Here is a 20,016-nt window from a genome sequence, read left to right as displayed (position 1 = left end):
GCGGGCGGGGTCACGAGGGGCTCGCGGCGGTGACGGCGTCCGGCTCCCGGGCGGGCCGGGCCCGGGCGGGCGGGCCGCCCGGGCCGTCGTAGCGGCCGGCCACCGCGTACAGGGCCCGCAGCAGCCCGTCCGAGGTCATCGGGGTCCGGCCGCCCGGGGGGACGTACGGGACCACCGGCATGGCGCCGGTGTCGGACCAGCGCAGCCGCCCGGCCGCGTCGAGGAAGCTGCGGCTGCGGCCCGCGTTGTCGGGGTGCAGGCAGAACGGGACGTCCAGCACCCCCCGCGCGAAGGCCGCGCGCAGGGCGCGGCCCGGGTCCGCGGAGAGCTCCAGGACGGCCTCCACGAAGGCCCGGGCCTCGCGGTACACCTCCCCGTCCGCCTCCTCCGGGTCCGACCCCGCGGGCCGCCCGGCCAGGGCGGACGCGGCGGCGGCCGTCTCCAGGGCCCGTACGTTCTCCCGGACGGAGGGGATGCGGTGCGCCTCCGCGGTGGTCTTGACGATCAGGCGCTGCGCCCCGGCCCGGACCGCGAGCTGCGCGGAGTCCTCCAGGAGCCGGGTGGCGCCCCGTTCGGTGTGCGGGAACACGCCCATGTACGTGTACAGCACCACGTGCCGGTCCACCTCCGCGGGCAGGAACTCCCGCGCCAGCCGGCGCAGCGCGCGGACCGCCTCGGCGTCCTGGTCGGGGTGGGTCTGCTGGGCGTAGCTCAGGGAGACGCTGCGGATGCCGTGCCGGACGAAGAACACCGCCTCCAGCAGGCTGAGGGCCACGAGCAGGCCGGGCGGGCACAGCTGGCCGAGCATGCAGCCCCCGAAGGTCTCCAGGTGCGGCCTGCGCGGGGCGGGCGCCAGCTCGGCCAGCAGCTCGCAGCCGCGGGCCCAGTTGTCCACGGACTCGGCGAGCGGGGTGCGGCCGTAGGGCAGGCAGTATGAGACGGGGCCGCCCTCGGTGGCGTCCAGCCCGGCCGCCGCCGAGGCCCGGATGATGGCCTCCGGGCGGGAGGAGCCGTGCCGCACCTGCACCGGGAAGGAGGCGTCCCGGACCCCGTCGAGCAGGTCCCGGGTGACGGCGGCGGGGTGGCTGGCGATGGGGTAGCCGTTGAGGCGGGCCCCTTCGGCCAGGGCGGCGCGGGCGCCGGCCAGGTCCCCGACGCGGGTGTAGCTGTCGATGGTCAGGGTGCCGACGGTGGTGGCGACGGCCCCCCGGGTGCGGGAGAGGCCGTGCCGCATCAGGGCGGGGTCCGCGAAGCCCATCCGGGGCTGGACCACCAGCCGGCCCGCGGCCGCGGCGGCGGCGACGAACCCGCCGAAGGACGGGTGCGGCGGGGCCGCAGGGGAGGCCGGGGCCTGCGCCGCGGGGCGCGTGGCGGCGGTGCTCACGCGACGGCCCGCCGGTCGAAGGCGGTGTCCAGCCAGGTGCGCAGGGCGCCGGTGTCCCCGTCGTCGAACACGGCCGCGCAGCCCGCGTCGAGCAGCCGTCGGCGCTGCACCGGGTCGGGCCGGCCGGCGGTGCTCAGCTTGCCGCCGACGACGACGGGGGTGCGCAGCCCGGCCCCGCGCAGGGCGCGCACCGCGCCCAGCCCGTCGCGGTAGCCGTGTCCGTTGACGCTGCTGACGACCACGAGGTCCGGCCGGTCCGCGGCGCAGGCCGCGGTCAGCAGTTCGTCGGTGACGCACGGCCCGAGGTTGCGGACCGGGTGCCCGAGCTCCTCCAGGAACAGCTGGAGGCAGACGAGGTTCCAGGTATGGGAATCCGAGGCCGTACCCGTCAGCAAGATGTTCATATTCCGTCGTCGCATGCTCAGAAATATAGGAACCGCCGGGCCTTCCGAGGGGAAGTTCCGGCGGCAGTATGAGGGCAGCAGAATGCGGGTGCGGGAATGCGGAAGGCCGTGCCCCGCACCCGTGCGGGGCACGGCCTTCCGGTGTTCTCCGGGGAATTTCCGGGGCTGGTTCAGGAGTGCTGGGCCACGAGGCTCAGCGGGCGGATGTCGGTCCAGTTCCGCTCCACGTAGGCCAGCGCGCCGGCGTGCTCACCCGGACCCCAGACCACGTCCCAGCCTGCGGGAACGTCCGTGAACACGGGCCACAGGGCGTGCTGGCCCTCGGCGTTCACCACGACGTGGAAGGTGCCCTCGGTGTCGTCGAAGGGGTTGGTCATGACAGGCTCCTCAGTTTCTCGGAAAGGATGCGGCCGATCTGGGAAAGCGGTTCCGGTTCACCCATTCTGGTGTGCGGAACTCCGATCACATGGTTTTCCACGGTGCCGTCCACATAGGGAATCCAGTGCTGTGTGAGGGTGTTCTCCGTTTCCCCGTCCTCCAGGGCTCCGAGGAACAGCATGTCCGTTTTCACGGGCTGCGGGGAATAGAGGTTCATGATTTCGGCGTGGTTGATGGAGGCGCCGATCACCGAACGGATCTCCTCGTCGGAGAAGGCGCCGAGCACCGGGTCCTTGAGCCGGACCAGGCCGATGAGGGCGTCCGTGTCGAAGGGCGCGTCCTCGGGCTCGTCCGAGGCGTCGCCGACCAGCATGTCCCGCTTCTGCGCCGGGGTCATCCGGCGCCGCTCGGGCTCCGTCGGCAGCAGGTGCACGTCCATCATGGCCAGCAGCTCGGTGCGTTCGCCCAGTTCGGCCAGGCGCACCGCCAGGGCGTGGGCGACGGTCCCGCCGAAGGACCACCCCAGGAAGCGGTACGGGCCGTGCGGCTGGACCTCGCGGATCAGCGGCAGGTAGTCCGCCACCATCTCCTCCACCGACTCCGGGGAGTGCCCCAGCTCGCTCAGCGCCCGTGCCTGGATGGCGTACAGCGGCTGGTCCGGGCCCAGGTGCCGGGTGAGGCCGGCGTAGGTCCAGCCGACGCCCGTCCCCGGATGGATGCAGAACAGCGGGTTCCTGCCGCCCTCCGCGTTCAGCGGCAGCACCACGCCCATCGGGTCGAAGCCGGTGGGCTCGTCCCCGAGCAGTCCCGCCACGGTCGGCGTCCGGAACAGGTCCCGCACGCCCAGCTCCAGACCGAGCACCGCCCGCATCCGGCTGACCAGCCGCACGCCGAGCAGCGAATGCCCGCCCAGGGTGAAGAAGTTGTCGTCGATGCCGACCTCCGCCACCCCCAGCACCTCGCGGAACAGCCCGCACAGCAGCTCCTCGCGCGGAGTGCGCGGGGCCCGTCCGGCGGTGCGCTCCGCCGGGGCCGGGGCGGGCAGCGCCCCGCGGTCGGGCTTGCCGTTGACGGTCAGCGGGATGGCGTCCAGCAGGACCGCCGCCGAGGGCACCATGTGTTCGGGCAGCTCGTCCGCGGCCCACCGCAGCAGGCCCTCCGCGGTCAGCCCGTGCCCGGCCCGCGGCACGGCGTACGCCACCAGCCGCTTCCCGCCGGGGCCCTCCTCGAAGACCACCACCGTGACCTGTCCGACCCCGGGATGGCGGGCCAGCGTGGCCTCGATCTCGCCGGGCTCGATCCGGAACCCGCGGAGCTTGATCTGCCCGTCCGCCCGTCCCAGGAAGCGCAGTTCGCCCCCGGCGGTCCAGTGGACCAGGTCGCCGGTGCGGTACATCCGGCCGCCGTCCGCCCCGAACGGGTCCGGCAGGAAGCGCTCCGCGGTGAGCCCGGGCCGCCCCAGGTAGCCGCGCGCCACCTGGCTGCCGGCGATGTACATCTCCCCGGCCACGCCCCGCGGGACCGGCCGCAGCCGCTCGTCCAGCACGTACACCCGGGTGTTGTCCAGGGCCGCCCCCAGGTACACGCCGTGCACGGTCCGCTGCCCGGTGGAGAAGCGCTGCCAGTGCGAGGCGAAGGTGGTCTCGGTGGGGCCGTAGCTGTGCACCAGCACGGTGTCCGGGCAGTGGGTGAGCACGCGCTGGAGGGCGCTGGGGGAGGCCACGTCCCCGCCCGTCCACACCTCGTCGAGCAGCTTCAGGGTGTCCAGGCCCTCGTCGGCCATGATGTGGAACAGACCCATCGTGAAGTAGGCGGCGGTCACCCCCCGGCTGCGGACCGTGTGGTCGATCTCCGCGAGGTCGGTGCCGTCCCCGGGGCAGACCACCAGCTCGCCGCCGCCCAGCAGGGGCACCCACAGTTCGTAGGTGGAGGCGTCGAAGCCGATCGCCGAGTGCACCAGCATCCGCCGGTGGTGGTCGAGGTCCCAGCAGCGGTCCGTCACCAGCTCGGTGACGTTGCGGTGGGTGACCCCGACCCCCTTGGGGCGCCCGGTGGAGCCCGAGGTGAACATCACGTACATCAGGGCGTCCTCGCCCACCGCGACGCCCGGGTCCGCGGTGCGGGACTCCCAGCCCACGTCCCCGTCCGGTTCGCCGTCCGCCGCGTCCGCGGCCAGCACCAGCACCCCCGCCGCGGCCTCCTGCACCGCCGCCGCCGAGCCCAGGTGCTCCGCCCGGGTGAGCAGCACCCGCGCCCCGGTGTCCTCCCGGATCATGCGGACCCGGGCCTCGGGCAGCCGCGGGTCCAGCGGCACGTACGCCGCCCCGCACTTGAGCACCGCCAGCGCCGCCACCAGCAGCAGCGGGGTGCGGTCCATGAGCACGCCGACGGCGTCCTCCCGGGCGACCCCGGCCGCCACGAGGCGGTGCGCGAGCGCGTTGGCACGGGCGTCCAGCTCGGCGTAGGTCACCCGCTCCTCGCCGAAGGACAGCGCCGTGCGGTCGGGGGTGCGGCGGGCCTGCGCGGAGAACCGCTCGTGGACCAGGCCGGGGGCGGCCCGCGGGACGGTGGTGTCGTTGTACTCCGCCAGCAGCCGGTGCTCCTCCTCGGCGGAGAGCAGCGGCAGGTCCCCGATGCGCCGTGCCGGGTCCTCGGCCACCGCGCGCAGGGTGCGCTCCAGGTGGACGGCGAGCATCGCGGCGGTGTCCGCGTCGTACAGGTCGGTGGCGTACTCCAGCACGCCCGCCAGGCCGCCGGCCGTTCCGTCCGGGGTCCGGGCCTCGCGCAGGGACACCGTCAGGTCGAACTTGGTGAACCCGGACTCCGTGCCCAGCGGGGTGCCGGTGAGGGCGGTGCCCGGCGGGGTCTGCGGTTCGGCCGGGTGGACCTGCACCACTGTCTGCACCAGCGGGTGGCGGGCCGTGGAGCGCGCCGGGTTGAGGCGTTCCACCAGCAGGTCGAAGGGCAGCTCCTGGTGGGCGAAGGCGGCCAGGTCGGTGGCGCGGACCCGGTCCAGCAGCTCGGCGAAGGCCGGGTCGCCGGAGGTGTCCGTCCGCAGCACCAGCGTGTTGACGAAGAAGCCCACCAGGTCCGACAGGGCCTCGTCCTCACGGCCCGCGACCACCGTGCCCAGCGGCAGGTCGGTGCCGGCCCCGTGCCGGGTCAGGAGGGCCGCGACGGCCGCCTGCACCACCATGAACAGGGAGGCGCCGTGTGCCAGGGCCAGTTCCTCCAGCCGGGCGTGCACCCCGGCGTCCAGGGCCACCGGCACGGCCGCGCCGCGCCGGGAGGCGTCCGCGGGCCGGGTCCGGGCCGGCGTGGGCTCCAGCACCTCGGGGGCGCCCGCCAGGGCCGTCCGCCAGAACTCCACGTGTTCCCCGGCCGCCTCCCCGGTCAGCGCCGCCCGCTCCCACAGGGTGTAGTCGGCGTACTGCACGGGCAGCGGCCGCCAGCCGGGTGCGGTGCCCGCGGCCCGGGCCGCGTAGGCGGCGGACAGGTCGGACAGCAGCGGGCCGGTGGACCAGCCGTCGGCGGCGATGTGGTGCACCACCAGCACCAGGACCTGTCCGGGACCGTCCGGGCCGGTGCCCTCCGGGGTGATCAGCGCGGCCCGTACCGGCAGGTCGGCGGCCAGGTCGAAGACCCGGCCCGCGGCCGCGTCCACGGCGTCGGCGACCTCCCCGGCCGGGCAGGACACGGTCTCCAGCTCCGGCCGGGCGGCCGGGCCGGACAGCACCCGCTGGTACGGCTCGCCCTCCACCGCCGGGTAGACGGTGCGGAGCACCTCGTGGCGTTCCGCGACGTCCGCGAGGGCGTCGGCGAGCACCTCCGGGTCCAGCGGCCGGTCCAGGCGCAGGGCGAAGGGGATGGTGTACGAACGGCTCGGGCCCTCCAGCTGGTCCACGAACCACAGCCGGCGCTGCGCGTACGACAGCGGCATCCGCCCGGGCCGCAGCGCCTCCGGTACGGGCACCGGTCCGGGCCGTCCGGAGGGGGCGGCCGCGCGCAGCAGGCGGGCGGCCAGCAGGGCGGGGGTGGGGGCGAGGAACAGGTCGCGGATGCGGGCCTCCGTCCCGAGGGCGGCGCGGATCCGGTTGACCAGGCGCACCCCGGACATGGAGTGCCCGCCCACGGAGAAGAAGTTGTCGTCCCGGCCGACCGCCGCCACCCCGATCACCTCGGCGAACAGGCTCCGCAGCAGGGTGACGGCGGCCTCCTGCCCGGCGTCCGGGCCGACGGCGGCCTCCCGGGCCGCTTCGGCGCGCCGCTCCTCCTCCGCGCGGGCCAGCCCGGCGCGCAGGGCGGCGATCCGGTCCGCCTCCCGGTCGGTGAGCAGGGCCCGCGCGTCGGTGACGGCGTGCGGGTCGGCAGCGGCCCGCTCCAGGGCGCGGACGAACAGGTCCAGCAGCAGCCGGGCGGTCTCCGGTTCGAAGCGGTCGGCCGCGTACTGCCACCACACCCGGAGCCCGCCGTCGCCGGGCAGCGCCACGCAGGAGGCGCTGAGGTCGAACTTGGCGGCCTCCAGGCCCGGTTCGGCGAAGGTCCCGGCGAGCGGGCCGGCGGCGCGCAGGCCGGATCCGTCCTCCTCCTGGGCGGTGAGCATGACCTGGAAGAACGGGTTGACGGCGAGGCCGCGTTCGGGGGAGAGGTGCTCGACCAGCAGGTCGAAGGGCAGGTCCTGGTGGGCGTAGGCGGCGAGGTCCGCCTCCCGGGCCCGGTCGACGAGTTCGGCGTAGGTGGCGGGGCCGGCCACGTCGGTGCGCAGCACCAGCGTGTTGACGAAGAAGCCCACCAGTGCGTCGAGGGCCTCGTCGCCGCGGCCCGCGACGGGGGTGCCCACGGCGATGTCCTCCCCGGCCCCGGCCGCCGCCAGGGCCAGGGCGAGGGCGGGCTGGAGCACCATGAGGAGGCTCGCGCCCCGGTCCTCGCCGAGCGCCGTCAGACGGCGCAGCGCCTCCGGTTCCAGGCGGGCGGTGACGGTGGCTCCGGTGCCGGTGGGCTCGGCCGGGTGCGGCCGGTCCGCGGGCAGGTCGAGCACGGTGGGCATGCCGTCCAGGGCGGCGGTCCAGTGCTCCAGCAGGGCCGCCGGGTCCGCGAGGAGGTCCTGCTGCCAGAGGGTGTAGTCGGCGTACTGGACCGGCAGGGGCTCCCAGTCGGGCGCGGTGCCCGCGCGGCGGGCCGCGTACGCGGCGGCGAGGTCGGCGAGCAGCGGGCCCACCGACCAGCCGTCGGTGGCGATGTGGTGGGTCAGCAGCGCCAGGGTGGCGGCCGGCTCCCGGCCCGGCTCCCGGCCCGGTTCCCCGCCCGGTTCCCCGCCCGGTTCCCCGCCCGGTTTCTCCCCGGTGAGGAACAGGGCGGCGCGCAGCGGGAGCTGGGCGGCGAGGTCGAAGGTGCCCGCGGTGAACCGGGCCACCTCGGCGTCGAGGGCCCCGGGGGCGGGGCGGCGCACGTCCAGCGGGACCGGCGGCGCCTCCAGGACGTGCTGGTAGGGCTCCCCGGCCACGGCCGGGTACACGGTGCGCAGCACCTCGTGCCGCTCCACCAGGTCGGCGAGGGCGGCGGCCAGCGCCCCCTCGTCGGGCACCTCGTCGAGGCGCAGCACCAGCGGCAGGTGGTAGGTGGCGGAGGGGCCTTCGAGTCCGGCGAGGAACCACAGGCGGCGCTGCGCGTACGACAGCGGCACCCGGTCCTCGGCGGGCAGCGGCTCCCCGGCGAACACGTCGTACGCCGGGTCCGGGGCGGCGGGGGCGGCGGGTGCCGTCCGTTCCGCCGCGGCCCGCAGGGCCTTGCGGTCGATCTTCCCGGAGGAGGTTCGGGGCAGGGCCGCGACCAGCTCGAAGCTGCCGGGCACGGCCGCGGCGGGCAGCGCCAGCCGGGTGTGCTCGCGCAGGGCGGGCCCGTCGGCGCCGGGGCCGGCCACCACGAAGGCGGCCAGCCGCCTGCCGCCGCCGGGCGCGGCCACGGCGACCACGGCCGCCTCGCGGACGGCGGGGTGCCCGGAGAGCACCGATTCCACGGAGGCCGGGTCCACCCGGTGGCCGTTGATCTTCACCTCGTCGTCGGCGCGGCCCTCGAAGCCCAGCAGGCCGTCCTCGCGCACCCGCACCAGGTCGCCGGTGCGGTAGGCGCGCTCGCCGCCGAGCCGGGCGAACCGGCGCTCCGTCAGCTCCGGCCGCCCCAGGTAGCCCCGGGCCAGCCCGCCGCCGAGCAGCCACAGCTCGCCCCCGACCACGGCGGCCCGCACCCCGGGCAGCGGGGTGCCGATGGGCACCGGGCCGCCCGCGTACCGGGACAGGTCCGCGACGGTGGCGACCACGGTGGCCTCGGTGGGCCCGTACGTGTTCAGCAGCCGGACCCGCTCCGGGTCCACGGCCGCCGCCCACCGCGCCACCCGCTCGGGCAGCGCGGCCTCCCCGCCGATGACGACCGTCCGCAGGGAGGGCGGGAGTTCGGCGAGCCCGGCGGACACCGCGTGCGCCAGCTCGTGCCAGTAGGCGGTGGGCAGGTCCAGGACGGTGACCCCGTGGGCGGCGCAGCCCGCCAGCAGACCGGGCACGTCGAGCATCTCGTCCTCGCGCAGGACCAGGGTGGCGCCGGCGCCCAGGGTGCAGAACACCTCCTCGACGCTGGCGTCGAAGTGCAGCGGCGCGAACTGCAGCACGCGGTCCTCGGCGGTGATCCCGTAGACCTCGATGGCCCCGGCGGTGAAGTGGGCCAGCGCGTCCTGCCCGACGACCACGCCGTTCGGGGTGCCGGTGGAGCCCGAGGTGTAGATCACGTACGCGTCGTCCGGGCCGACCCCCGGGCCGGGCAGCACGGTCTCGCCCTCGGGGGCCCCGGGCTGTGCCGAGCCGGTGCAGTCGGCGAGGACGGCGGCGGTGCGGGCGGCCGGGGCGGCCGGGTCCAGGGGCAGGTAGGCGGCGCCCGTCCGCAGCACCGCGAGCAGGCCCACGACGGCCTCGATGCCCCTGGGCCGCCGCACGGCCACCAGTCGGCCCGGACCGGCACCCAGGGCGGCCAGCTCGTCGGCCCGGAACGCCACGGCGAGGGCCAGCTGACCGTACGTCATCCGCCGGTCGCCGTGGACCAGGGCGACCCGCTCGGCGTCCTGCCCGGCGATCCGGTCCAGGACGCGGGGCGCCGGACCGGGCGCCGGGCCGCCGTCCAGGACGGCGGAGGCGGTGGGGGCGGTCGAGGGCATCGCGGGGCCTCCAGGCGAGGGATCGGGGGCGGAGCGGGTGACGTGCCCCCACGCTAGGCACCCGCCGGGCCCCCGGCGGGCAGTCCCCGGGGCAGCTCCACCGCCCCCTCTGCCCCCGAACTGCCGCCGGCTACTGCCGCCTCACCCGGCCTGCGGGTCCGCCTGCCGCCGGGCTCCGCCGGGGTTGGGAGCCCGGCGGCCTTCCGCGCATGCCGCCGGGCTTCCGCACGGGCGCCCCGCCTGGGGCCCCGACCAGGCACCCCGCCCTGGGCACGGCCCCTGTCGCCCCGCCGGGCACGGGGGTTCTGCCGGGGTGGGCCCTGTGGCGGTCTTGCGTGTATGCCGCCAGGCTCCCGCGCAGGCGCCACGCCCCGCTGGGCGCGCGGGGGCCGTCCAGGGCGGAGGAGCCGGGGACTTCCGCGTATGCCGCCGGGCTCCCACCCCGCCCGGCCAGGCAGGCGGGGCCGGGGAGGCGGCCCCCCGGGCAGCGGCACGGTGAGGAGGCCCGCCCCCACACAGGGGGGCGGGCCTCCTCGGGCCTCCTCGGGCCTCCTCGGGGTCGGCGTACCGCACCGGCCCGCTACGGCTGCCGGACGCGGGTCCCGGCGCGGGTGCGGCGGCGCAGCGGGGGCGGGGTGGGCGGGACCGGCGGTACGACCAGGAGCGGGCCGGCCGGGACGGCCGCCGCCGCGAGGTACGCCGCCAGCTTCGCGGGCGTCGGGTGCCGGAACACCTCCCGCAGGGTCAGTTCCCGGCCCAGCTCGGTCCGGACCCGGTTGACCAGCCGTACCGCGAGCAGCGAATGCCCGCCCGCCTTGAAGAAGTTGTCGGCCGGGCCCACGTCCCGCCCGTCCAGGACCTCAGTGAACAGCCGCAGCAGACCCGCCAGCAGCAGGTCCCCGGGAGCGGCCGCCCCGCCCCCTGCGCCACCCTCCGACGCGGCCCCGACGGCCCCGGCCCCGGCCGCCCTGGCACGGGACCCGGCCGTTCCGGCAGCGGCCCCGGCGGCCCCGGCCGTTCCGGCAGCGGCCCCGGCGGCCCCGGCAGGGGACCCGGTCGTTCCGGCTCCGGCACCGGCCGCCCCCGTACCGGACCCGCCCGGACCCGCGGCCCCCGGACCCGCTGCCCCCGGGAGCGCTGCCCCCGGACCCGCGGCCCCCGGACCCGCGGCCCCCGGACCCGCGGCCCCCGGGACCGGCTCCCCGGTCACCGTCACCGCCGCCGGCACCGCGTACTCCGGCAGCCGCTCCGCCGCCCAGGACTGCAGCACGGCCTCCGTGACCCCGGACTCCGCCGCCCCGGCCACCGCCACCTCGGCCAGCATCCGGCCGCCCTCGGCCCGGACCCGGGCCCAGCGCACCGCCGGATGGGCCGACAGCACCTCGGTGACGTGCGCCGGGTCGATCCGGTACCCGCCCACGAGCGGCCGCTCCCCGCGCCGGTCCGCCGGGGCCGCCAGGTCGCCGACCCGCGCCGACGGGTCCGCCGCGAACAGCTCCAGCGCCGCCCCCAGCAGGGACGCCAGCCGGGCCGCGCCCGACGGCCCGTAGAGGTCCGTCGCGTACTCCAGCACCCCGGCCAGCGAGCCGTCCTCCCGCTCGGTCAGCGCGAAGGTGAGGTCCGACTTGGCCGTGGCCGACCCGAACGGCAGCTCCGCGCCGGCGAGGGGGCCCGTCAGCGGCCCGCCCGCCCCCGCCAGCGCGTTCACCTGGAGCATCACCTGCACCAGCGGGTGGTGCGCCGAGGACCGGTGCGGGTTCAGGTGCTCCACCAGCCGGTCGAAGGGCAGCTGCTGGTGGTCGTAGGCCGCCAGGTCCGCGTCCCGGACCCGCTCCAGCAGCGTCCCGAAGTCCGGGTCCCCGGAGGTGTCCGTCCGCAGCACCAGCGTGTTCACGAAGAACCCGACCAGCCCCGACAGCGCCTCGTCGCCCCGCCCGGCCACGGTCGTGCCCACCGCCAGGTCCGTGCCGGCGCCCAGCCGGGTCAGGCAGGCCGCCAGCGCCGCCTGCACCGCCATGAACAGCGTGGCCCCCCGCGAACGGGCCGTCCGCACCAGGGCCTCGTGCACCCCGGCGGGCACCGTGAACCCGGTCAGCCCGCCCCGCCCCGAGGGCAGGGGCGGACGCGGCCGGTCCGTCGGCAGGTCCGTCAGCGGCGGCAGCCCCGCCAGGGTCCCCTCCCAGAACCGCAGCTCCCGGTCCGCCCCGTCCCCCGCCAGCAGCTCCCGCTGCCACAGCGTGTAGTCGGCGTACTGGAGCGGCAGCGCCGCCCCCTCCGGGGCCCGGCCCCCGGCCCGCGCCTCGTAGGCGGCGGACAGGTCCGCCAGCAGCGGCCCGGTGGACCAGCCGTCCGCCGCGATGTGGTGCAGCAGCAGCACCAGCGTCTGGCGCCCCTCGCCCTGCGGGAAGAACAGCCAGGCCCGCAGCGGCAGGTCCCGCGCCAGGTCGAAGACGTGGCCCGCGGCCGCGTCCACCGCCGCCGCCACGTCCGCCGGACGCCCCAGCTCCAGCTGCGGCCGGGCCTGCGCCAGCACCTCCTGGTACGGCTCCCCGCCCTCGGCCCCGTACACCGTGCGCAGCACCTCGTGCCGCGCCGCGACGTCCGCCAGGGCGTCCGCCAGCGCCATCGGGTCCAGCGGCCGCTCCAGCCGCCGCACCAGCGCGATGTTGTACGTCGCGGACGGGCCCTCCAGCTGGTCCACGAACCACAGCCGGCGCTGCGCGTACGAGAGCGGCAGCCGCCGCGGCCGGTCCGCCGCGGGCACGGCGGCCGGCACCGGCCGGGCCGTCCCCGCCGCACCGGCCGCTCCCAGCCGCCGGTGCAGGGCGGCCGGGGTCGGGGCCAGGAACAGGTCCCGGATGCCCGCCTCCACGCCCAGCACCGACCGCACCCGGTTGACCAGCTTGCTGGCCAGCAGCGAATGCCCGCCCGACTTGAAGAAGTTGGCCTCCGGTCCGTGCTCCTCACGGCCCAGGGCCTGCGCGAACAGGGTGCACAGGATCTCCACCCGCGGGGCCGCCGGACCGGCCGCCGAGGCCCCGCCGGCCGCGGCCGCCCCGGCCTCCGCCCGCGAGGCCGCCTCCGCCAGCCGCTCCCGCCGCCCGGCCAGGTCCCGCGCCTCGGCCGCCGTCACCAGCTCCAGCTCCGACAGCCGCGTCCCGGTCCCGGTCCCGTCGCCGGCCGCCGCGGCGAAGGCCCGCAGGGCCCGCCCGAACACCGACAGCAGCAGCTCCGCCGTCTCCGCGCCGAACAGGTCCTCGGCGTACCCGAGGTACAGGTCGAGGCCCGCGGGGGCGCCGTCCGGGGACCGCCGCACCGCGCAGTGGAAGGACAGGTCGAACTTGGCCGCGCCCAGGTCGGTGCTGCCGGCGCCGGCCGTCAGCGGTCCCAGCCGCACCGGCTTGTCAGCGGCCTCCTGCACCGTCAGCATCACCTGGAAGAAGGGGTGTTCACCCAGCGCCCGGCCCGGCTCCGCCAGCTCCTCGACCAGCACGTCGAAGGGCAGGTCCTGGTGGTCGAAGGCGGCCAGGTCGGCGTCCCGCACCCGGTCCACCAGCTCGCCCACCGCCGGGTCCCCGGCCAGATCGGCCCGCAGCACCAGGGAGTTGACGAAGCAGCCCACCACCTCGTGCAGGGCCTCGTCGGAGCGGCCCGCCACCGGCGTGCCCACCGCCAGGTCGGTCCCGGCGCCAGCCGCGGACAGGGCCGCAGCCAGCGCCGCCCGCGCCACCATGAACAGGCTGGCCCGCCGCTCCCGCGCCAGCCCCGCCAGGCCCCGGTGCGCCTGCGCGTCCAGCGCGGCCGTCACCGCCGCCCCGCGCCCCGTCGGCTCGGCCGGACGCGGCCGGTCGTACGGGAGGTCCGTCCGCCCGGGCAGCCCGTCCAGGGCCTCCTTCCAGAAGCCGAGCAGCCGGTCCCGGGCCGGTCCGGCCAGCAGGGCCCGCTGCCACAGCGCGAAGTCCGCGTACTGCACCGGCAGGGCCCGCCACGCCGGTGCCCGGCCCGCCAGCCGCGCCCCGTACGCCTCCCCGAGGTCCCGCAGCAGCGGGGCCAGCGACCAGCCGTCGGTGGCGATGTGGTGGACGAGCAGCACCAGCACGGCCGTGCCGTCCCCGGGCAGGAACACGGCGGCCCGCAGCGGCCCCTCGCCCGCCAGGTCCAGGTGCTCCCGGCCGTACGCCTCGACGGCCGCGTCCAGACCGGCGGCCGGTACCTCCCGCCACTCCGGCACCGGGGCCCCGGCGAGGGAGCGCACCCGCTGGTACGGCTCCCCGCCCTCCGCCCCGTACACGGTGCGCAGCACCTCGTGGCGGCCGGTGAGGTCGGCCAGCGCCGCCGCCAGCGCCCGCCGGCCGGGCACCCCGTCCAGGCGCAGCACCAGCGGGGCGTTGTAGGCGGCCGTGGCCCCCTCGATGCGGCCCAGCAGCCACAGGGCGCGCTGCGCCGCTGACAGCGGCAGCAGGGCGGGCCGCTCGCCGGCCGGTACGGCGGCGAGGGCGGGGCGGTCCGGTCCGTCCGCCGGGTCCGCGGCGGCCAGCCTGCGGTGCAGGGCCGCCGGGGTCGGGGCGAGGAACAGGTCACGGATGCCGGCGGGGACGCCGAGCGCGGCCCGGACGCGGTTGACGAGCTTCCCGGCGAGCAGTGAATGACCGCCGTTGCGGAAGAAGTTGGCGTCCGCGGGCAGTGCGTCCAGGCCTAGGATCTCCGCGAACAACCCGCACAGGATCTCCTCGCGGGGCGAGAGGACGTCGGTGCGGACCGGGGCGGGCGCCGCGGCGGCCGACCGCTCGGCGGCCGCCCGCTCCAGGCGTTCGCGGCGCCCGGCCAGCGCCGCCCGCTCGGCGGCGGTGAACGGCTCCAGCGCGCCCACCGGGCGCAGCGGGGCGTCGGCGAACCCGGCGAGGGCCTTGAGGTAGCCGCCCAGCAGCAGGCGGGCGGTGTCCTCGTCGAACAGGTCCTCGGCGTAGGTCAGCGCCACGTCCAGGCCGTCGGGACGGCCGTCGGCGGTGTGCCGTTCGGCGCAGTACCAGGTCAGGTCGAACTTGGCGGCGTCCAGACCGGTGTCGGCGGTGGTGCCCGTGATGCCCCCGGCGAGCCGCAGCGGCCCGGAGTCCGGGCCCTCGGCGGCCACCGTCAGCATCACCTGGAAGAACGGGTGGCGGCCCAGGGCCCGTTCGGGGGCCAGCTGCTCCACGAGCACGTCGAAGGGCAGCTCCTGGTGTTCGTAGGCGGCGAGGTCCGCCTCGCGGACCCGGTCCAGCAGCTCCGCGGCGGCCGGGTCCCCGGACACGTCGGTGCGCAGGGCCAGGGAGTTCACGAAGAACCCGACCAGCTCGTACAGGTCCTCCTCGGGGCGGCCCGCGACGGGCGCCCCGATCACCAGGTCCTCGCCCGCCCCGGCGGCGGCCAGGGTGGCGGCCAGTGCGGCCCGGGCCGCCATGGTGAGGCTGGCCCGGCGGCCCCGGGCGAGGGCCAGCAGCCCGCCGTGGGCCGCCGCGTCGAGGCGGCCGGTGACGGTGGCGCCGCGCCCCGAGGGCTCGGCGGGGCGGGGGCGGTCGGCGGGCAGGGCGGTGAGCGCCGGGGCGCCCGCCAGGACCTGCCGCCAGTGGGCGAGCTGCTCCGCGGCCAGGCTGCCGGGGTCGGCCGGGTCGCCCAGCAGCTCGTGCTGCCACAGGGTGTAGTCGGTGTACCGGACGGGCAGCGGCTCCCAGCCGGGGGCGGTGCCGGCGAGCCGGGCCGCGTACGCCGTGGCCAGGTCCCGCAGCAGCGGCCGGACCGACCAGCCGTCGGTGGCGACGTGGTGGACGAGCAGGACCAGGACCGAGGTCCCGTCACCGGACCGGAACAGCCGCGTGAGCAGCGGCGGCCGGGCCGTGATGTCGATCGCCTGCCGGACGAAGGCGGCCACGGCCGCCCCGCGGGCCCCGGGCGCGCAGTCCTCGACGGTCAGCGGCGGCACGGCGGTGGCGTCCAGCACCCGCTGGTGCGGTTCTCCGTCGGGTCCGGCCGCCAGGACCGTGCGCAGGACCTCGTGCCGCTCCGCCAGGTCGGCGAGGGCGCCGCGCAGGGCGTCGGGGTCCGGCACCCCGTCCAGGTGCAGGACGACGGGGGCGTTGTACGCGGCGGAGGGTCCGTGGAGGCGGCCCAGGAACCACAGCCGGCGCTGGGCGAACGACAGCGGGATCACGGTCATCGGTCCTCTGCGTCCTGGCCCGGCGCGGCGGCGACGAGCGTGTCGATGTGGGCGGCGAGGTCGCGCAGCCGGGGGTTGGCGTAGACGGCCTTCACGGGGAGGGCGACGCCGAGTTCGGCGCGGACCCGGGACACCAGCTTGATCGCGAGGAGGGAGTGCCCGCCCAGCTTGAAGAAGTTGTCGTCGGGGCCGATCCGGCTCGCGCCGAGGACGGTGGCCCAGACCCCGGCGATCAGCGCCTGGGAGCGGGTCAGTCCGGGGGCTCCGGCCGTGGTGTCCCCGGCGGCGGCCGGGCAGGGGTCCGGCAGGGCGGCCCGGTCCAGCTTGCCCTGGGTGGTGGTGGGGAAGCGGTCCAGGGCGACGAAGGCGGCCGGGACCATGTAGGCGGGCAGCGAGGCCGCCAGGCGGGTCCGCAGCTGCGCACTGTCGGCGGGGGCGGCGGGGTCCTGGGGGCGGTGGTAGGCCACCAGGCCGGGGGCGCCGTTGACTTCGTCGCGCAGCAGCACCACGGCTTCGGCGACGGCCGGGTGGGCGGTGAGCGCGGCCTCGATCTCGGGGAGTTCGATGCGGTGGCCGCGGAGTTTGACCTGGCCGTCGGCGCGGCCGAGGTAGCCGAGTCGGCCGCCGGGCAGCAGCCGCACCAGGTCGCCGGTGCGGTACATGCGGGCGCCGTCGCCCTGCGGGTCGGCCACGTACCGCCCGGCGGTGAGCGCGGGGCGGCGGCGGTAGCCGCGGCCCACGCGGGGGCCGGCCAGGTACAGTTCGCCGCTGCCGCCGGGCTCCACCGGGTTCAGCTTGTCGTCGAGGACCCGCAGGGCCAGGCCCGGAAGGACGCCGCCGATGTGCGGGGCGTCCGCGGCGTCGATCCACCCGGCGGTGGAGTCCACGGTGCACTCGGTGGGCCCGTACAGGTTGACCGCGCGGAGCACCCCGGCCGCGGCCCGCTCGCCGATCCGCCGCCACAGGGCGGGGCCGATGGCCTCGCCGCCGATGAGGAGCGTCAGCGGGCGCGGCCCGCCGTCCTCGGTGAGCAGGTCGAGGAGGGACTCGGCGTGCGAGGGCGTGATGTCGAGGTCGGTCAGGGCCTGCTCGTCGACGAACCGGGCCAGCAGCGCCGGGTCGGCGCGGGTCTCGTCGTCCACCATGACGAGGGTGTCGCCGCGGCAGAGCCGTACCCACTGCTGCACGGAGGCGTCGAAGGACGGGGAGGCGTTCCAGCCGACCCGGCCGTGGCCGGGGGCGGCGATGCCCTCGGACTCCAGAGCGGCGAGCAGGGCGGAGGCGGCGCCGCGGTGGATCTCCACGCCCTTGGGGAGGCCGGTGGAGCCGGAGGTGTAGATGACGTACGCCAGGCCGTCGGCGGCCACCGGCACGGGCCGGTACTCCGGGTCGGGGGTGCCGTCGGGGGCGGTCAGCTCGCCGACGGCCACGTGGGCCGTGCCCGGGGCGAGGACCCCGGTGTCCCCGTCCGGGGTGACCACCAGGTCGGCACCGGAGTCCTCGACGAGGTGGCGGCGCCGGTCGGCGGGCAGCTTCGGGTCCACCGGCAGGTAGGCGGCGCCCGCGGTGAGGGTGCCGACGAGGGCGGTGAACAGGGCGGAGCCGCGGGGCAGGGCCAGCGCGACCACGCTCTCGGGGCCGATGCCGCGGGCGGCCAGGCGGCCCGCGAACCGCATGGCCTCGGTGCGCAGTTCGGCGAAGGTCAGCTCGCGGTCGGCGGTGACCACGGCGGTACGGCCGGCCGGGGCCTGCGCCAGCCGGTCCAGCAGGTCGGTGACGGCGGCACGGGCATCGGGGGCGCAGGCAGCGGCGGTGTGGGGGCGCTCGGGGAGGACGGCGGTCATGGAGGTGGTCACTTCCCGGTGTAGACGCTGGTGGAGGGCTGGGAGGCGGGGGAGCAGTCGGCCAGCGCGACCGGCTCGCCCATGGCGACGAGGATCTTCCGGTCGCCCTTGTAGGACTCGCGGCCGTGCGCGCACAGCAGGTTGTCGACGAGCATCAAATCGCCCGCCTGCCAGGTCTCGCGGACCGTCACCCGGTCGTAGACCGCGTTGATCGCGTCGACCTCCTCGTCGCTGAGGCGGCTGCCGTCCCCGAGGTAGGTGTTGAAGGGCAGTCCGTCCTCGCCGTAGGTCTCGACCAGCACCTCGCGGACGTCCGGGTCGAGGGTGCGGCTGTTCCAGAAGGCGAAGTGGTTGAACCAGCTGCGCTCGCCCGTCACCGGGTGCGTGATGATCGCCGAGCGGCGCTGCCGGGTCACCATCGAGTCGTCGTCGAGCCATGCGAAGCCGACGGTGTTCTGCGTGCAGTACGCCTCCGCGACCGCCTTGTCCTCCGTGGCGAAGGTCTTGTACCAGGGCAGACCGGCCAGCTCCGAGTAGTTGCGGACGAGCAGCCAGCCGGCCTCCTCGAAGCGGGCGACCAGCTCCGGCGGCAGCAGCCGCAACGCCTCGCGCATGTCGCCGACGGTGGTGGCGCCGCCCTCCTCGGGGGCGGTCACGCAGCCGAAGAGCAGCACGCCCGGGAAGTCCAGGGTGTAGCTGTTCTCGTTGTGCAGGCGGATCGGCTGCACGGCCGGGAGGTCCGTGGAGGAGAACACGCCCTCGCCGAAGTCGGTGCGCGGGGTGGCCTTCTCCTTGTACCCGGCACGCTGCGAGACGAGGGCGTCGCGGGCGGCGGCGAAGCTCGCGGCGTCCGTGACGGGCAGGCCGCGCAGCAGGACGGCGCCGGAGCGGTGCAGCTCGGCCTGGATCTCCTCGCGGTGGGCGGTCAGCCAGGACACGGCCTCGGCCAGTCCGGCCCCGGCCGGGGTGTGCACGACGGCGGGCTTGCCGGCCTCGTGGACGGGGACCACCGGGTGGTCGGCGACGGGGGCGGCCGGGGCGGGGGCGTCTGCGTAGACGGTCATGGGAATCCTCGCGGTGGGTGCGGACGTTCGGGTGTCCGGCGGTACGTCGCCGCCGGGGAGCGGAGGGGGACTGCGGACGGGGACTGCGGACGGGGACTGCGGACGGGGACCGGGGGAGGGCGTCAGGCCGCGGCGGGGGCCGGGGTGCGGCCGCCGACCACCGTGGCCAGCACCTCGAAGAACTCCGGAAGCCGGTCCTGGAAGTAGAAGTGGCCGCCGGGCAGCGTGTGCGCGGCGAACGGGCGGCCGGTGACCTCGGCCCAGCGGCCGAGGGAGGCGGCGGGGGCCACCGGGTCGGCGTCCCCGCCGATCACGGTCACCGGGCAGTCCACCCGGGCCTCGTCCCGCGGGCACCGGTACACGTCGTCGATGGCGAAGTCGGCGCGGATCGACGGGATCACGATCTCGCGGAGCTCGGGGTCGTCGAGGATGCCGTCGTCGGTGCCGCCGCGCACCTTGATCGCCGCGACCAGCTCGTCGTCGTCCAGCCGCTCCGGGCGGACCACGGCCGGGTTGTCGAGGAACGGGGCCCGGCAGGCGGAGGCCACCAGGGCCCGCGGGGTGCGCCCGGCCGCCTGGAGCAGCCGCACCACCTCGAAGGCGACCAGCGAGCCCATGCTGTGCCCCAGCACCACCAGGTCGTCGGCGGCGCCCTCGGGCAGGCAGGCCGCCACCGGGCCGGCCAGGTCGGCGATGTCGCGCGGCAGGTCCTCGGCGAAGCGCGCCCCGCGCCCCGGGTACTGGCCGATCAGCAGCCGGACGTCGGCGGGCAGGTGCTCGCGCCATCCGGCGTAGGCGTGGGCGTTGCCGCCGGCGTGCGGCAGGACCAGCAGGGCGGTGCGCTGCGGTCCCTCGCCGGGCAGGTCCCACACCACGTCGTCGGGGGCGGGGAAGGCGGCGTCGTGCTCGTTCATGAGGTACTCCGTTCCTGGTCGGTGGTGCGGCGGCGCAGGGCGGGCCGGGTCCGCCGGGGCGGGGCCGCACCGGCCGACAGCCGGGCTTCGAGGCGTTGGGCGAGGGCCGCCGGGGTCGGGTACTGGAACACGTCCCGCAGGGTGAGGGAGACGTCCAGCGCGGTCCCGAGGCGGTGGGTGAGGCGCGCGGCGAGCAGGGAGTGCCCGCCGTGGTCGAAGAAGTCGTCGTCGATCGACAGCCGTCCGGTCACCGCCAGGACCTCGGTGAACAGGCCCAGCACGGTCTCCTCCAGGGGAGTGCGCGGGGAGCGTCCGCCGGCGGCGGTGACGGGGCGCGGTACGGGCAGCGCCCGCTTGTCGATCTTCCCGTTGGGGGTGAGCGGCAGCCGTTCCATCGGCACCACGAACGCCGGGACCATGTGGTCGGGCAGCCGCTCGCGCAGCCACAGCCGGACCTCCTGCGGCGCGGGGCCGGATTCCCCGGCAGCCACCACGTAGGCGGTGAGCCGGGGGGTGCCGTGCCGGTCGGTGTGGGTGGCCAGGGTGGCCTGGGTGAGGTCGGGGTGGGTGGTGAGGAGGGTTTCGATCTCGGTGGGTTCGATGCGGAAGCCGCGGATCTTGATCTGGGTGTCGG

General features: G+C 76.9%; 9 protein-coding genes. All 9 read right to left on the bottom strand.

All coding sequences use genetic code 11. The annotated features are described in order from the left end of the window. Positions 1 to 10: 10 nt before the first annotated feature. Entirely contained in the window at positions 11 to 1,384 is a 1,374-nt protein-coding gene (locus AB0469_RS36190; protein WP_366455796.1) for a methylaspartate mutase, read from the bottom strand. After that, complete coding sequence (locus AB0469_RS36185; RefSeq protein WP_366455832.1) at positions 1,381 to 1,788, bottom strand: cobalamin-dependent protein; 408 nt, start codon at positions 1,786 to 1,788, stop codon at positions 1,381 to 1,383. The genes AB0469_RS36190 and AB0469_RS36185 overlap by 4 nt, the downstream gene beginning before the upstream one ends. 170 nt (positions 1,789 to 1,958) lie before the next feature. Continuing rightward, complete coding sequence (locus AB0469_RS36180) at positions 1,959 to 2,165, bottom strand: MbtH family protein (RefSeq protein WP_366455794.1); 207 nt, start codon at positions 2,163 to 2,165, stop codon at positions 1,959 to 1,961. After that, positions 2,162 to 9,367 (bottom strand): amino acid adenylation domain-containing protein, encoded by a 7,206-nt coding sequence (locus tag AB0469_RS36175; protein WP_366455792.1) that lies wholly within the window; start codon positions 9,365 to 9,367, stop codon positions 2,162 to 2,164. Before AB0469_RS36175 ends, AB0469_RS36180 begins: the two co-directional genes overlap by 4 nt. Positions 9,368 to 9,947: 580 nt before the next feature. Beyond that, the gene (locus AB0469_RS36170) at positions 9,948 to 15,560 is read right to left on the bottom strand and encodes a condensation domain-containing protein (protein ID WP_366455791.1); all 5,613 of its coding nucleotides are present in this window, start codon (positions 15,558 to 15,560) and stop codon (positions 9,948 to 9,950) included. Next, positions 15,557 to 17,416, bottom strand: a complete 1,860-nt coding sequence (locus AB0469_RS36165) for a non-ribosomal peptide synthetase (protein ID WP_366455790.1) — start codon at positions 17,414 to 17,416, stop codon at positions 15,557 to 15,559. Before AB0469_RS36165 ends, AB0469_RS36170 begins: the two co-directional genes overlap by 4 nt. Continuing rightward, a complete protein-coding gene (locus AB0469_RS36160) occupies positions 17,413 to 18,468 on the bottom strand; it encodes a TauD/TfdA family dioxygenase (RefSeq protein WP_366455789.1) in 1,056 nt (351 codons plus the stop codon). Before AB0469_RS36160 ends, AB0469_RS36165 begins: the two co-directional genes overlap by 4 nt. A 122-nt stretch (positions 18,469 to 18,590) precedes the next feature. Further along, on the bottom strand, positions 18,591 to 19,382 hold the full coding sequence (locus AB0469_RS36155; RefSeq protein WP_366455788.1) for an alpha/beta fold hydrolase: 792 nt from the start codon (positions 19,380 to 19,382) through the stop codon (positions 18,591 to 18,593). Next, positions 19,379 to 20,016, bottom strand: a 638-nt coding sequence (locus tag AB0469_RS36150) for a phosphopantetheine-binding protein (protein ID WP_366455787.1), incomplete at its 5' end; no start/stop codon positions are given. The genes AB0469_RS36150 and AB0469_RS36155, both read right to left, overlap by 4 nt.

The sequence above is a fragment of the Streptomyces sp. NPDC093801 genome (genome assembly GCF_040701585.1).
Classification (GTDB): Bacteria; Actinomycetota; Actinomycetes; order Streptomycetales; family Streptomycetaceae; genus Streptomyces.
Note: the sequence above shows the minus strand (reverse complement) of the source record. Positions and strands in the feature narration are given on the sequence as shown.

Coding starts and splice junctions, on each gene's coding strand:
- AB0469_RS36155 (WP_366455788.1), bottom strand. CDS start 19,382: ATGAACGAGCACGACGCCGCCTTCCCCGCCCCCGACGACGTGGTGTGG.
- AB0469_RS36175 (WP_366455792.1), bottom strand. CDS start 9,367: ATGCCCTCGACCGCCCCCACCGCCTCCGCCGTCCTGGACGGCGGCCCG.
- AB0469_RS36185 (WP_366455832.1), bottom strand. CDS start 1,788: ATGAACATCTTGCTGACGGGTACGGCCTCGGATTCCCATACCTGGAAC.
- AB0469_RS36180 (WP_366455794.1), bottom strand. CDS start 2,165: ATGACCAACCCCTTCGACGACACCGAGGGCACCTTCCACGTCGTGGTG.
- AB0469_RS36170 (WP_366455791.1), bottom strand. CDS start 15,560: ATGACCGTGATCCCGCTGTCGTTCGCCCAGCGCCGGCTGTGGTTCCTG.
- AB0469_RS36160 (WP_366455789.1), bottom strand. CDS start 18,468: ATGACCGTCTACGCAGACGCCCCCGCCCCGGCCGCCCCCGTCGCCGAC.